Here is a 13,536-nt window from a genome sequence, read left to right as displayed (position 1 = left end):
CGATTCCCAGTAGAGGGCACCGGACCTGCGGTTACTTCCGAGTCGTCCGGCTGGTGGAATAGTGTTCGCGGTGGTGCGGCACACAGGTGTGACGCAGGGAACATCTGGCCGGGACCCCTATCCGGAGCTGAGTACTGATGGGTAACGTCCGGGCAGTCCCCGGTGCGTTCACACAGAGCCGTGGCGCCGGCGCCCGATGAGGAGCAGCAGTCTTGCGTGAGTTCAGCCTTCCGGCCCTGTACGAGGTCCCGACGGACGGCAATCTGACGGATCTCATCCGCCGCAATGCGACGCAGCACCCCGAGGTCGCGGTCATGGGCAGAAAGGTCGCCGGGACCTGGACCGATGTCACCGCCGCGCAGTTCCTCGCCGAGGTGCGGGCCGCCGCGAAGGGCCTGATCGCCGCGGGTGTGCAGCCCGGCGACCGGGTCGCCCTGATGTCGCGGACCCGCTACGAGTGGGTGCAGCTCGACTTCGCGATCTGGAGCGCCGGCGGTGTGACCGTCCCGGTGTACGAGACCAGCTCGCCGGAGCAGGTGCAGTGGATCCTCGGGGACTCCGGCGCCGTCGCCGCGATCGTCGAGAGCGAGGAGCACGCCGCGGCCGTCGAGTCGGTGCGCGTCGCCCTGCCGGCGCTGCGGCACGTGTGGCGGATCGAGGGCGGCGCGGTCGCACAGCTCACCGAGGCCGGGGCGGAGATCCCCGACGGGACGGTCGACGAGCGCAGCGCGTCCGCCAAGGCCGACGACCCGGCGACCATCGTCTACACCTCGGGAACCACGGGCCGCCCCAAGGGCTGTGTGCTCACCCACCGCGCGTTCTTCGCGGAGTGCGGCAACCTGGTCGAGCGCCTGAAGCCGCTGTTCCGCACCGGTGACAGCTCGGTCCTGCTCTTCCTCCCCGCCGCGCACGTCTTCGGGCGCATGGTCGAGGTCGCGTCGGTGATGGCGCCCATCAAGCTCGGCTGCGTACCGGACATCAAGGACCTCACCGACGAGCTCGCCTCGTTCCGCCCGACGCTGATCCTCGGTGTGCCGCGGGTCTTCGAGAAGGTCTACAACTCGGCGCGGGCCAAGGCGCAGGCGGACGGCAAGGGCAAGATCTTCGACAAGGCCGCGGCGACGGCCATCGAGTACAGCCGCGCGATCGGCACCCCGCAGGGCGCGCCGCTGGGGCTGAAGATCAAGCACAAGGTGTTCGACAAGCTCGTCTTCGGCAAGCTGCGTGCGGTGCTCGGCGGGCGCGGCGAGTTCGCGGTCTCCGGCGGCGCCCCGCTGGGCGAGCGGCTCGGGCACTTCTTCCGCGGCATCGGCTTCACGGTGCTGGAGGGCTACGGCCTCACGGAGTCCTGTGCGGCGACGGCGTTCAACCCCTGGGACCGCCAGAAGATCGGTACGGTCGGGCAGCCGCTGCCGGGTTCGGTGGTGCGGATCGCCGACGACGGCGAGGTGCTGCTGCACGGCGAGCACATCTTCACGGGCTACTGGAACAACGAGACGGCGACGGCGGAGGCGCTGGCCGACGGCTGGTTCCACACCGGTGACATCGGCACCCTCGACGAGGACGGCTACCTCGCGATCACGGGCCGGAAGAAGGAGATCCTGGTGACGGCGGGCGGCAAGAACGTCGCACCGGCGGTCATCGAGGACCGCATCCGCGCGCACGCGCTGGTCGCGGAGTGCATGGTCGTGGGCGACGGGCGGCCGTTCGTGGGCGCGCTGGTCACCATCGACGAGGAGTTCCTGGCCCGCTGGGTCTCCGACAACGGCAAGCCGGCCGGTTCGACGGCCGCCTCGCTGCGCGAGGACGCGGATTTGCTGGCGGAGATCCAGCGGGCGGTGGACGAGGGCAACGCCGCGGTTTCCAAGGCTGAATCGGTGCGGAAATTCAGGGTTCTCAGCTCCCAGTTCACTGAGGAGGCCGGCCACATCACGCCGTCGCTGAAGCTGAAGCGGAACGTGGTGGCCAAGGACTTCGCGGACGAGATCGAGGCGATCTACCGGGCGTAGTCCTCGGCGAGGACCCGCTCGATGTTGCGCTCGGCGAGCGCGGTGATCGTGAGGAACGGGTTGACACCGATGGAGCCCGGCACGAGGGCTCCGTCGGTGACGTACACCCCGGGAGCGCCCCTGACCCGGCCGTGGTCGTCGGTGGCCCGGCCGAGCACACACCCGCCGAGCGGGTGGTAGGTGAAGTCGTCGGCGAAGGTCTTGTTTCCGCCGAACAGGTCGTACCGGTAGATCGTGGCGTTCCTGAGGTTGATGCGGTCGAACAGCTTCCTGGCGGAGTCGACGGACACCTTGCTCTGTGCCGGGGTCCACAGGAGCCGCATCGCGTCGGTGCCGGCGTCGTAGACGAGCCTGCCGCGCTCCGGGTTCCTGGTGATGGCCAGGTAGAGGCTGATCCAGTGCTCGAAACCCATCGGCAGCGGGGCGATCTCGGCGAAGACGGGGTTGGCGGTGTTGGACCAGTCGTCGATGCCCATCACCGGCATGGTCGCCTGGTGGGCGCCGACGGTGTCCCAGAGGTGGTTGGCCCGGGCCGTCATGACGTTGCCGTTGGTTCCCCATCCGGTGCCGAGGTGCTCGCTGAGATCCGGCAGCGCGCCCGACTCCCGGGCGCGCAGCAGGAGTTCGGTGGAGCCGAGGCTGCCGGCGCCCAGGAACAGCCGGGTGCAGCCGATGTCGCGGGTGGCGACGACCTCGCCGGTCGTGTCGATGCGGTCGGCGGTGACGACGTACGTGCCGTCCGGCTGTCTTCGCAGCGCGCGGGCCCGTTGCATCGTCTCGATGGTGACGTTGCCGGTTCCCAGCGCGGCGGCGAGATAGGTCCTGTCGAGGCTGCGCTTGCCGTGGTTGTTGCCGTAGATGACCTCTCCGGCGAGCGCGGAGCGGACCGCCTGGCCGGCGGCCTCGCGCTGCATGTACCCGAAGTCGTAGACGTTGGGCACGAACACGGTCCGCAGCCCGGCGTTGGCGGCGTGCTTGCGGGAGATCCGCGAGAAGCGGTACCACTTGGTGGACTCGAACCACGCCGGGTCGACGGTGTTGACGCCCAGCATCCGCCGGGCGAGCGGGAAGTACCGGTCGTACATGGCCCCGGCGTCGACGTTCGGCAGCATCTCGGAGAAGTACGCGCGCTGCGGGACGACGGCCATCCCGCCGTTCACGAGCGATCCCCCGCCGACGCCGCGGCCCACGTACACGGACATGCTGTCGAAGCGCACGCGGTCGAGGACGCCGGGATAGGGGCTGATGTCCTTGTTGACGACGTCCAGCCAGAGGAACTGGGCGAGCGGGGCCTCGGTGCGGGTGCGGAACCACATCGAGCGGTGGTCCGGGGCGCCGGTGGTGCAGAAGAGCTTTCCGTCGGGGCCCGGGGTGTCCCAGAGCCGGCCCATCTCCAGGACGAGGGTGGGGATTCCGGCCTCGCCGAGGCGCAGGGCGGTGACGGCGGCGCCGTAACCGGAGCCGATGACGAGGGCGGGCGTGTGGTCGGCGGCTCCGGCCCGGGAGGCGGCCGGGACGGTCGCCGCGTGGGCCGTGGGCGCGGGGCCGATACGGGTGAGGCCGAGCGCGGCTGCGGTCTGGAGGGCGCCGAGACCCAAGAGGTGACGGCGCGTCAGATTTGGTGTCATAGTGCGCAGCATGTGCGGATTTTTCGGTTCCGCCTATCCGCTGCGCAGAGGTTTCTGGCGCGGCGCAAGAGTGCGGTTCGCGCCGCGGGCGGGTGGATGTGGCCGGGACCGTGCGAACACCCGAACGCGACGCGCGGGCGGACCGGGGTGGCAGGGCCCCCACGACCCCGCCGCGAGGCCAACATCGATCCGGAGCGCGGGGCATGTCCGCCGGCCGTACGAGCGGTGTCCGTCCGGATCGCCCGGCTTACAGCAGCGTCCTGAGACGGTCCGCCAGGAGGTCCCAGCGCCAGCGTTCCTCGACCCAGTCGCGACCCCGCTCGCCCATGCGGCGGCGCAGGTCGGGGTCCTGGAGGAGGGTGACGATGCGGTCCGCGGACTCCTCCGGTGAGCCACCGCGCACGACCCAGCCCGTCTCGCCGTCGAGCACCGCGTCCGGCGCACCGCCGGAGTCGCCCGCGACGACCGGGAGGCCCGTCGCCGACGCCTCCAGATAGACGATGCCCAGGCCTTCGACGTCCAGCCCGCCGCGGCGTGTGCGGCACGGCATCGCGAAGACGTCACCGGCGCCGTGGTGCGCGGGCAGTTCCTCCCAGGGGACCGCCCCGGTGAAGCGGACGGAGGCCGCCACGCCCGTGGTCCCGGCGAGCTTCCGCAGGTCCTTCTCGTAGGGCCCGCCGCCGACGATCAGCAGCACCGCGTCCGGCACCTGCGCGAGGATCGCGGGCATGGCCCGGATCAGGGTGTCCTGGCCCTTGCGCGGCACCAGCCGGGAGACGCAGACGACCACCGGGCGGTCGGTGAGCCCGAGCCGTTCGCGCACCGCCTCGCCGCCCGAGCCGGGATGGAAGGTCTTCTCGTCGACGCCCGGCGGCAGTTGCACCATCCGCCCGGCCGCCTCGGGCGTCAGCGCGGCGGCGATCCGCGAGCGCGTGTACTCGCCGAGGTAGGTGATCGTGTCCGTGCCCTCGCCGATCCGGCGCAGCAGCTGCCGGGATACGGGCAGCTGGGCCCACCCCGCCTCGTGGCCGTGCGTCGTCGCCACGAGACGCCGCGCACCCGCCCGCCGCAGCGCGGGAGCCATCAGCCCGAGCGGGGCGGCGGCACCGAACCACACCGACGTGCACCCGTGCTCCCGCAGCAGCCCCACCGCGCGCCGGGTGACGCGCGGGGTGGGCAGCAGCATCGTCGTCCGGTCGCGGACCACCGTGAACGGCTGCTCGGCGTCGAACGCGGCCGTCGCCTCCGCCCCCTCGCGACCGTGCTTCCAGGTGGAGGCGTAGACGACGATATGTTCGGGGTCCAGGCGCAGCGCCATGTTGTGGAGGAACGCCTGGATGCCACCGGGGCGCGGTGGGAAGTCGTTGGTCACGATCAGGGTCTTGTCCATCGCCGCCGACAGTACCAACGGCGGCCATGTCCCATCGCGGGCGGACCGGCGCGACCGGCATCATGACAGCCGGGCCGGCACGGCGGCGGGGCGGCGCGCAGGGCACGGGACCGATCGAGCGGCACGGGGTGATCATGAAGGGCACAGGGCGTTCCGCCACGGCGGGCGGCACCGCGGGGAGACCTTCGGCGTCCGGGTTCTCCGTGGCCTCGGCCGCCGCGGCCTTCGCCCTCACCAGGGCACTGCTGCTGCTCTGGGTGCTGAAGGTCCTCCCCGTCCGGGGTCCCGACGTGACCAGCGACGTCGCGGTGATCTACCAGGGCTGGTACGAGGTGCTGAGGACCGGCACGTACCCGCTGGACGACGTCACCTGGCAGTACCCGCCCGCGGCCGCGCTGGCGATCCTCTCCCCCGGCGTGCTTCCGTTCCTGGACTACGCACGCGCCTTCTTCGTGCTGGCACTGGTCTGCGACGCGGCGGTCCTCGGGCTGCTGCAGTACGCGGGGCGGCGGCCCGGGAGGTCGACGAGGGGGATGTGGTTCTGGATCGCCGGAGTGCCGCTGCTGGGTCCGACGGCGTACGCCCGCTACGACCTGATGGTGACCGCGGTCGCGGTCGCCGCGCTCTTCGCCGCCGCCCGCCGGCCCGGGGTCGCCGGTGCGCTGGCCGGGTTCGGCGCCATGCTGAAGGTGTGGCCGCTGCTGCTGCTGGCCGGGCTGTGGCAGAGACGGGCCTGGGGCGCCGCGACGGTCACGGCCGCGTCCCTGCTGCTGGTCCTCTCCGCGTCGATGCCCGGGGCCCTGGCGTTCCTCGGCTTCCAGCGGGACCGGGGCACCGAGGTCGAATCGCTGGGCGCGCTGGTCTTCCACGTGGCACGGCACTTCGGCTGGGAGGGACAGGTCCTGCTGAACTACGGTTCGGTGGAGTTCCTCGGCCCGTACGTCCCCCTGGTCAGCGGCGTGGCGCTGGGCCTCACGGCCGCGGCCTTCGGCTGGCTGGCGGTGTGGCGGCTGCGGGCGTCGGAGTTCTCCACCGCGACCCCGGCGGACGCGGCGTTCACGGCCGTGCTCCTCTTCACGACCACGAGCCGGGTGATCAGCCCCCAGTACCTGATCTGGCTGCTCGGGCTGGCCGCGGTCTGTCTCGCCTTCCGGTCGAGCCGGATGACCCTGCCGAGCCTGCTGGTGCTGGTCGCCACGGGGCTCACCTTCCTGGAGTTCCCGGTCTGGTTCGACAAGGTGGTCGCGAGCGACCCCCAGGGGATCGCGGTCCTCGCGGCCCGCAACGGCCTCCTGGTCGCGGCGACGCTACTGGCCTGCCGCCGCCTCTGGACGAGCACCGTCACACCGCGTCGGCGGCGCGGCCGGCGGGAGCTCCCGGCTCGGTCCGACCGCGACAGTGCTTCGGTGGGGTCCTGACGCGGTGCGTGACGCGGTGCGGGCACCACGGCTCGGCGGGGGCGGCACGCACGGACGGTGCGAACACGCACGGCCCGACGGGGGCGAACCCGCACCGCTCGGCGAGGGCGGGAGCGGACTTCGGACAGCTGCTCGCCGGACGCCCTGCCGGGACCCGACCCGCCCCGCCACATCCGGACGCCCTGCCGGCACCCGACCCGCCGGGGACGCGCCACCGCCCCGGGCCCGCGCGCCGCACGCCTCACCCGAGCCGCTCGCCCACGTACTCCCGCCAGTCCCTCGTGAAGCGTTCGAGGCTCGTGCCCAGCACCTTGTCGAAGGCGGACTCCACCGCCCCGTCGCGCGCCCCCGAGGCACCCACCGCCCGGTAGAACGCGCGCAGCCGCTCCTCGCCCCAACGGTCGGCGATCAGCGCGCAGGCCAGCCAGCCGCCCTCGTACGCCCGCCCCAGCGCCCGTGCGTCGCCCCCGAAGCGGAAGTCGCCGTCGGTGGGGAGGGCGGCGGGGAGATCGCCGCGGAGGACCGCTCGCCGCAGTTCCGGTGCCGCCCGACGGGGGTCGCGTCCGTCGCCGCGGTAGGCGGCCCAGTCGGCGAAGCCCTCGGAGAGCCAGAGCGGGGTGGCGGCCGAGGTGTGCGCACGGGTGGCCACGTGCGCGGTCTCGTGGGTGAGGACGACACGCCGACCGAGGTCGCCGAGCACTCCGTACGCCTCGGGGTTGACGGTCACCCGGTCCGCGGACGCCGGTCCACCGCCCCTGCCGGGGGCGGCCGCGCTGCCCGTGGTGACCGCCGCGATGCCCCGGTACTCCTCCGCGGGGGCGCCCAGCAGACGCCCCATGGCGTCCAGGGAGGCGGGCACCACGACCACCACCCGTCCCGCCCAGGCCCCGCCCCACGCGGTCGTGACGGCGGGGACGGCCCGGTCGGCGTCCGCCGCGATCCGCCGGAGCCGCGCCGGCTCCTGACCGACGCCGAGCACCAGGCTGTGGGTGCCGCGCACCACCTCGATGTCGCCCTGCTGCCACAGCTGCTGCCCGCCGCCGCGGCCGGGGCGGTCGGCGGTGATGTACCAGCGGCCGTCCCGCTCGGCCAGTTCCAGACGGCGCTCTGCGGTCACGGGAGAGGTGTCGTACCCGTCGAGCCGGTAGCGCAGCTCGGCGTCGGCCGTGGCCCGGTCGTCGCCGGACCGCCGTACTCCGGTGAGCCGGTACTCCCAGGAGCTCAGCGGCACCTCGGCGAGGTTCGCGAACTCCGTGCGCCCGGCCGCCTTCAGCTGCCGGGCGGAGGGGTCGAGGGCCGCCAGATACCCCGCCTCGTCGTGGCGGAGCACCGCGGCGGCGCGGGCGTCGAGCGTGCGCTGGACCTCCTGGCCGGTGGTGTCCCGCCGGGGTGCGTCGGCGCAGCCGCCCGTCAGCAGGGACCCGGCCAGGACGAGCCCGGTCAGGACGAGCGCCGCCCCGCGCCGCCGTCCCGCCGTCCACCCGAAGAACCCCTGACCGGCCACCCTGCCGATCGTAGGCGAGCCGACGGGCACCCGGACCCGGCGGACGCCCTTGGGGAGGAGGCACGCCCCGGACGAGGCGCGGGGGCGCGGGGCGATCGGCCCACGGCCCGGACCGGAACGCGCGGGCTCGGAAGGCAATCGTCCGGACCGGCCCGGAACGCGCGCGGGCTCGGAGGGCGATCGTCCGGACCGGCTCGGAACAGGTTCAGGACCGATCCCGTCACGGGCCCGGACGCGGGACCCGCCCCGCTCATGGCCGGGTCACCGAGGCGATCGGCATCATTCCCACCGGGTCGTAGCGCACCGCCGCCCCGGGGTAGGGCGCGTGGACGACCTGCCCGTTGCCGACGTACATGGCCACGTGACTGGCGTCCGAGCGGTACGTGACCAGGTCACCGGGTCTCGCCTGGGACAGCGGGACCTGCTGCCCCGCGTACCGCTGCGCCTGGGAGGTGCGGGGCAGCCCGACGCCGGCCTGGGCGTAGGACCACTGGGTCAGGCCGGAGCAGTCGAAGCCGTTCGGGCCGTTGGCACCCCAGACGTACGGTCTGCCGACGGCGCTCTGCGCGGCCGCCACGGCCGCGCCCGCTCGCGCGGACGAGGGGCTCACGCGGCCCGACAGGTCGGGGACACCGCGGCCGGAGCGCGACGCCCGGTCGTAGGCCGCACGTTCCGAGGCCGGCAGCGAGGCCAGCAGCCGCTCGGCCGTCGCGAGCTTGGCCTCGACGGTCCGCTTGTGCCGGGCCAGGGCGGTCCTGGTCCGTTCCAGTTCGGCCAGTGTCCGGGCGGCTTCGGAGCGCTCCTGGCCGAGCCGCCGCTGTGCCCGCCGGAGGTCGCTCAGTACGGTCGCCTCCCGGTCGCCGAGCCGGTCCAGCACCGCCGCCCGGTCGAGGTACGTGTCGGGATCGCCGGAGAGCAGCAGGGCGAGCGCGGGATCCACCCCGCCCGACCGGTACTGGGCACCGGCCACGGAACCGAGCGCGTCCCGCATCCGGTTGACGGCCTCCTGGCCGTGGGCCGCCCGGTCCTGGGCCCGGGCCACCTGGGCGCGCAGCTCGTCGGCGCGCTCGCCCGCCTGGTTGTACCGCTCCGTCGCCTTCTCGGCCTGTTCGTACAGCCGGTCGACCTCGGCGCGGGTGGCGGCGGGGCCGCCGGACGGGTCGGCTCCGGCCGGTGCGGTACCGAGCGCGGCCGCGGCGGTGGCCGCCGCGGCTGAAAGGAGGGTGACCCGGGCACCCCGGTCGAAACCGGATACCGAGGGTCGGCGATGGGACGCCACAGGAGCCGTACTCCCTTCCGCTGGACGCAGCCTGAGCGGCTGCTGCGCGGCAGACAGTAACGGCGGGGAGAGCGGACGGCCAAAAGCCGCGTCGGGCACGTACAGTGACGCCCCGTGGGAGACCACAGGTCACCGGCGGGGCGCACCGTCAGCGGCACATACCGTGATTCGCCCGATTGGGCGCCGGTTGGAGGAGCGTCAGATCCGGACGCCGAACTGGAAGGTGCCCATGTAGTCCATGGACTCGTAGCGGACGACGGTGCCTGGCTTCGGGGCGTGCAGGATCTGGTTGTTGCCCGCGTACAGACCCACGTGCGAAAGGCTGTTGAAGAAGACCAGGTCGCCCGGCTTGAGCTGGCTGCGGCCGATCTTCACACCGTCGTTCTGCTGGGTGTAGGTGGTCCGGGTGAGGCTCACGCCTGCCTGGCGGTAAGCCCACTGGGTCAGCCCGGAGCAGTCGTAGGAGTTGGGGCCCTCGGCGCCGGAGACGTACGGCTTGCCGAGCTGGGTGGCGGCGGCGTTCAGCGCGGCGGCACCGCGCTGGGAGGCCGGCACCTCGTTGCCGAGGTTCACCCGCTCGCCGGCGGCACGGCTGGCGCGCTGCTCCTCCTCCTGCATCTTCGCCCGCTCGGCGGCGGTCAGGGTGTTGAGGAGCTTCTGGGCCTCGGAGAGCTTGCCCTGGATCTTGGCCTTCTTCTCGCCGAGCGTCTTGCGGACGTCCTGGAGGTCACCGAGCTTGCGGGTGGCCTCGGCGCGCTGCTGGGCGAGGTCCCGCTGCTTCGACTGGATGTCCTCGAGCGCGGTCGCCTGCTTGGCGCCGAGCTGGTCCATCGCGGACGCCTTGACCAGGTACGTGTCCGGGTCGCCGGAGAGGAAGAGCTGGACGGACGGGTCTATGCCACCGGAGCGGTACTGGGCGCTGGCCACCGAACCCAGCTTGTCCCGCATGGTGTTGAGCTCGTCCTGGCCACGGGCGACGCGGTCCTGGATCGCGTCGATCTCCTTCTGGAGCTTGGTCTGCTGCTCCTTGGCCAGGCTGTGGTCCTCGGTGGCCTTCTCCGCCTCGTGGTAGAGGGCGTCGACCTTGGCCTTGACCTCGTCCTTGCTCGGCTTGGCCGGAGCGGCCTGGGCGGCCTGGGAGGTGAGGGCGACGGCCGCGGCGGCGGTCGCGGTGAGCACGGTCACACGGGTGCGGCTCGGCTGCTTGGGACGACGGTGGGACGCCACGAAGGCGAGCTCCTTCTTCCTCGAGCCGCCTGCCGGGCCGTGGGGGTTGGATCCCCGGCTCCGCGCACACTCGATCCCCCACGAAAAAGGGATGAACTGCGCGAAATCGGCGGTTCCTTCGCTGTCATCCCGGATGGACGATCAACCGCGCGAAGGTTCGAGGCCTGACCCTAGTGACCTTCCTGTGATCAGTTCAAATCCTCATGAGAAAAATCTGGCCCACGAAGCGCATTCTTTACACACACCCCACGGGCAGTAGCGGCGACTTGACGGTACGTTCCGCGGAATCGGGCATTAGGCCCAGGAGTTACGAGTCGCACTACACACGCGAAAGCCGCTTCAGCAACATCGCGGACGCGACCGGCCTCGCCCCCGCCCTCGCCACCCCGTCGGCGACTTCGCGGTCCGTGGACACCACCACCACGGGCCGGCCCGGCGGCTCGGCCCGGACCAGCTGGCGGATCAGCTCGTCCGCGGTCACACCGGGCTTGGAGAACAGCACCCGCACCCCGCGAGGGGGCGCCAGCAGCACGGGCGCGGCGAGTTCGGCGCCGTCGAAGACACAGGTGATCTCGGCGCCGGTCTGCGCGGCCAGCATCGCGAGTCCACCGAGCAGCCGCAGCCGCTGCTTCTCCAGCGGCATCGTCGGATAGCCGGTCTTCGTGACGTTGTACCCGTCCACGAGCAGATGCACCTGGGGCAGCGCCAGCAACTGGTCCAGCATCGCCGGATCGGTCTCGGACAGTGCGCGCGCCGCGATGTCCTTGGGGGTCATCCGGCCGGGCTCCACCGCCTCGACGGTGTCGGCCGGGTGCAGGGAGGCGGGGGGCAGGGCCAGTTCGCGGCGCAGCCCGGAAGCCGCGTCCAGCACGGTGTCCAGCAGCAGCCGCACCCGCATGTCCTCGATCGACCGGCCCTCGCGGGCGGCCTTGCGGCTCGCCTCGACCGCGGCCTCCGCCTCGGTGAGCCTGGCCTTGAGCCGGCGCGCCTCGCTCTCGGCCGCGGAGACCTGCGCGTGCGCCTCGGCCCTGGCGCCCTCGTGCTCCGCGTTGCCGCGGCGCACGGCCGCCTCGGCGCGCTTGACGTCGCTCTGGGCGCTGCGCAGCTTGCGGTGCAGCGCGTCCGACTCCTTGCGGGCCGCGTCCAGCTCGGTGCGCAGCCGCTCGGTCTCCGCCTTGTGCTGCGCCTTCAACCGGTCCAGTTCCTCACGGAGCCGCTGAAGCTCGCGCCTGCTCTCCTCGTCCGCGCGCTCGGCGTCGACGCGCTGGGCCTCCTCGCCGGCGGCGGCCACCAGCTTGCCCCAGCCGGCCGGCCGCAGCACATAGGCGGCCGCCGCCACGTCGACGGGGTCGGCGGCCGCGGGAGGCGTCCCGGACTCCAGTGCGGAGGCGAGCTCGGGCTGGGCGTCGCGGAGCCGCTCACCGATGCGCTGCCGGAAGACGGGGTCGCCCTCCAGGGCCGCGGCCATGGCATTGCCCGCGTACTTCGCCCGGCGGGTCGGGGTGAAGCGGGCGTACTGCCGCAACTGGGCGGGCAGTTCGGTGACGGTCAGCCCGCCGAAGGCGTCCGAGACCAGTGCGACGACCCGTCGCCGCACGCCTTCCGGCAGCGGGCGGTCGAGCGCCTCGGCGGCGTCGCCGGCACCGGCCGGCCCGGCGCCGCTCTCGGGCTGCTCCACGATCCGTCACCCCACTGTCTTCCCGCGGGTCGCACGGCTCCGTCAGGAGCCGCTGCCCGGCCTGTCCACCAGTTCGATCTGGTCCACGGCGTTGCACCATCGGCAGCGGACCGACTCGATGGTCTCACTCACCACCTCGCGCTCCTCCACCTTGGGCTCCCCCGCCAGATCCAGATGGACGTACTCGACGACCTTGGAGGACCGGGTCACGTCGAAGCGGGTGAGATTGCCGCACAGGGTGCAGCGCCACCGGGTGGTCTCCGTCGGCATGGGTACCGTCGTCATCTGCCGTCCTCGTCTCCTCGTGCCTACTGCCCGTAACCCTACGACCTCACGGGTCCGCCGTGACACGGCGAGGCGGTCCGACCGCATCGGTCCCGGTACGCCATGCTCTGGGCATGATCGATCGGTGGACAGCGGTACGGGGCATGACGACCGGCCCGGTGGTGACCTACGGAGCGATCGGCATGTGCTGCCTCCTGTTCGTCGTCGGTCCGGTCTCCGGGCTCAACCCGTCGTACGGCACCGGAGAAGCCCTGCTCACCGCCCAGGCCGTCCACTTCGAACGCTGGGGAGTGATCCCGAGCGAACTGACGGGGGGCTCCCCGAGGGCCCTGCTCACCCCGCTGACCGCGCTCTTCGTGCACGGCAGCTGGCTCCATCTGCTGGGCAACATGCTCTTCCTCCACGTCTTCGGCGCCATGGTCGAAGAACGCATGGGGCACGCGGAGTTCGCGCTCTTCTACCTGGGGTGCGGCTATCTGGCGCTCCTCGCCTACGCGGCGGCCAACGCGGAGTCGGACCACACGCTCGTGGGGGCGTCCGGAGCCATCTCGGGCGTGCTGGGCGCCTTTCTCTGCCTCTTCCCGAGGAGGCGGGTGACAAGCCTCTACCCCTTCCTCTTCTTCCTGCCGCTGCGCTTCCCCGCCTGGATCGTGCTGGTCTTCTGGTTCGTCCTGCAGTGGCTGGCGGAGGCCCAGAGCTCGTCCACGGGGCCCGGGGTGGCGTATCTGGCACATCTGGTGGGGTTCGGCATCGGATTCCTCTACGCGTGGGGCCGATTCCGGCAGGCCGCTAGAGTGAAACCCCCAGCAGCGGCCACCGAGGGAGAAGGACAGCCGTGATCACCGCGATCGTGCTCATCAAGACCAGTGTGGACCGCATCCCCGAGATCGCCGAGTCGATCGCCTCCCTGGACAGCGTCAGCGAGGTCTTCTCGGTCACCGGCACCCACGACCTGATCGCCATGGTCCGGGTCGCGAAACACGACGACCTCGCCGATGTGATCCCGGGCCGGATCAGCAAGATCCCGGGCGTCGAGGCCACCGACACCCATGTCGCGTTCCGTACGTACTCCCAGCACGACCTGGAGGCGGCGTTCGCGATCGGGCTCGACGCGTAGT

The 13,536-nt window shown here is 72.4% G+C and carries 11 protein-coding genes; 4 read left to right on the top strand and 7 right to left on the bottom strand.

Features of this window, described 5'->3' with window-relative positions; all coding sequences use genetic code 11:
• Positions 1-212 precede the first annotated feature (212 nt).
• Positions 213-2,009: an AMP-dependent synthetase/ligase gene (locus tag O7595_RS25175; RefSeq protein WP_269730885.1), complete on the top strand. Its 1,797-nt coding sequence runs from the start codon at positions 213-215 to the stop codon at positions 2,007-2,009.
• On the opposite strand, the gene O7595_RS25170 is transcribed toward O7595_RS25175, so the two are convergent.
• Both O7595_RS25170 and O7595_RS25165 read right to left on the bottom strand, forming a co-directional pair.
• Positions 1,997-3,649, bottom strand: coding sequence for a GMC oxidoreductase (locus O7595_RS25170; RefSeq protein ID WP_269730884.1), 1,653 nt, complete (start codon positions 3,647-3,649; stop codon positions 1,997-1,999). The two genes, O7595_RS25175 and O7595_RS25170, sit on opposite strands and share 13 nt — an antisense overlap.
• A 235-nt stretch (positions 3,650-3,884) precedes the next feature.
• Entirely contained in the window at positions 3,885-5,027 is a 1,143-nt protein-coding gene (locus O7595_RS25165; protein WP_269730883.1) for a glycosyltransferase family 4 protein, read from the bottom strand.
• Positions 5,028-5,161: 134 nt separating this feature from the next.
• Here O7595_RS25165 and O7595_RS25160 point away from each other — a divergent pair, with 134 nt between their 5' ends.
• Positions 5,162-6,445 carry a glycosyltransferase 87 family protein gene (locus tag O7595_RS25160; protein WP_443071858.1) on the top strand — a complete coding sequence of 428 codons (1,284 nt, stop codon included), beginning with the start codon at positions 5,162-5,164 and terminating at the stop codon, positions 6,443-6,445.
• Between the two features lie 241 nt (positions 6,446-6,686).
• On the opposite strand, the gene O7595_RS25155 is transcribed toward O7595_RS25160, so the two are convergent.
• From O7595_RS25155 to O7595_RS25135, 5 genes are all read right to left on the bottom strand, one after another.
• Entirely contained in the window at positions 6,687-7,949 is a 1,263-nt protein-coding gene (locus O7595_RS25155; protein ID WP_443071721.1) for a hypothetical protein, read from the bottom strand.
• Positions 7,950-8,199: 250 nt separating this feature from the next.
• Entirely contained in the window at positions 8,200-9,228 is a 1,029-nt protein-coding gene (locus O7595_RS25150; protein WP_269730881.1) for a C40 family peptidase, read from the bottom strand.
• Positions 9,229-9,426: 198 nt separating this feature from the next.
• Positions 9,427-10,455 carry a C40 family peptidase gene (locus tag O7595_RS25145; protein ID WP_269730880.1) on the bottom strand — a complete coding sequence of 343 codons (1,029 nt, stop codon included), beginning with the start codon at positions 10,453-10,455 and terminating at the stop codon, positions 9,427-9,429.
• A gap of 319 nt (positions 10,456-10,774) precedes the next feature.
• Positions 10,775-12,133, bottom strand: coding sequence for an NYN domain-containing protein (locus tag O7595_RS25140; RefSeq protein ID WP_269730879.1), 1,359 nt, complete (start codon positions 12,131-12,133; stop codon positions 10,775-10,777).
• 42 nt (positions 12,134-12,175) lie between these two features.
• A complete protein-coding gene (locus O7595_RS25135; protein WP_269730878.1) occupies positions 12,176-12,418 on the bottom strand; it encodes a hypothetical protein in 243 nt (80 codons plus the stop codon).
• A gap of 113 nt (positions 12,419-12,531) precedes the next feature.
• On the opposite strand from O7595_RS25135, the gene O7595_RS25130 reads away from it, so the two are divergent.
• Together O7595_RS25130 and O7595_RS25125 are read left to right on the top strand one after the other, a co-directional pair.
• Positions 12,532-13,257: a rhomboid family intramembrane serine protease gene (locus tag O7595_RS25130; RefSeq protein ID WP_269730877.1), complete on the top strand. Its 726-nt coding sequence runs from the start codon at positions 12,532-12,534 to the stop codon at positions 13,255-13,257.
• Positions 13,254-13,535, top strand: coding sequence for an Lrp/AsnC family transcriptional regulator (locus O7595_RS25125; RefSeq protein ID WP_269730876.1), 282 nt, complete (start codon positions 13,254-13,256; stop codon positions 13,533-13,535). Before O7595_RS25130 ends, O7595_RS25125 begins: the two co-directional genes overlap by 4 nt.
• Position 13,536: the final 1 nt, after the last annotated feature.

Source organism: Streptomyces sp. WMMC940 (assembly GCF_027460265.1).
Classification (GTDB): Bacteria; Actinomycetota; Actinomycetes; order Streptomycetales; family Streptomycetaceae; genus Streptomyces.
This window is presented reverse-complemented; position numbering and strand designations above follow the sequence as displayed.

Excerpts from the sequence above, each read along its gene's own strand:
- O7595_RS25170 (WP_269730884.1), bottom strand. The coding sequence starts at position 3,649 with ATGCTGCGCACTATGACACCAAATCTGACGCGCCGTCACCTCTTGGGT.
- O7595_RS25165 (WP_269730883.1), bottom strand. The coding sequence starts at position 5,027 with ATGGACAAGACCCTGATCGTGACCAACGACTTCCCACCGCGCCCCGGT.
- O7595_RS25160 (WP_443071858.1), top strand. The coding sequence starts at position 5,162 with ATGAAGGGCACAGGGCGTTCCGCCACGGCGGGCGGCACCGCGGGGAGA.
- O7595_RS25135 (WP_269730878.1), bottom strand. The coding sequence starts at position 12,418 with ATGACGACGGTACCCATGCCGACGGAGACCACCCGGTGGCGCTGCACC.
- O7595_RS25130 (WP_269730877.1), top strand. The coding sequence starts at position 12,532 with ATGATCGATCGGTGGACAGCGGTACGGGGCATGACGACCGGCCCGGTG.